1 protein-coding gene is annotated in these 358 nt (G+C 47.8%); it reads right to left on the bottom strand.

Annotated features, from left to right (window positions below):
- Nucleotides 1-250: hypothetical protein (locus R0J92_RS21985; RefSeq protein WP_411053210.1), on the bottom strand; the 250-nt coding region annotated here is incomplete at its 3' end.
- Nucleotides 251-358: the final 108 nt, after the last annotated feature.

Raw genomic sequence — 358 nt, 5'->3', positions numbered from 1 at the left:
AAACAAGCGGGCTGGCGTTTCCTGCGATTATCGAAGTTACTCTTTGAGAAATAGAAGATAATGCCGTACGAGCTACGATAACAGCACGTCCTAAAGGAGTAGGATTCCCGGCTATGACGGTTGTCACTCGTTGAGCGATTGACCTTAGCCCCGCTTTAGCACGAGCTATTGAACTGGTTAATGGATTGTTATCACCCGTAAAATAAGTATTAATACGTTGAGGAATCTCACGCAATTTCTGCTGAGCCATACGAACAGCCCTAGTTAAAGGGTCTGCATCAGCGTCTAGGTCAACCCGGTTGCGTTCGTGTCGGCGCAAGAAACTATCCATCTGCTGTTCTGCCTCACGTACACGCCT

Source organism: Tritonibacter sp. SIMBA_163, from assembly GCF_046535935.1.
GTDB classification, from domain to species: domain Bacteria; phylum Pseudomonadota; class Alphaproteobacteria; order Rhodobacterales; family Rhodobacteraceae; genus Epibacterium; species Epibacterium scottomollicae.
The sequence above is the reverse complement of the archived record's forward strand: the minus strand, read 5'-3'. Positions and strand labels throughout refer to the sequence as shown.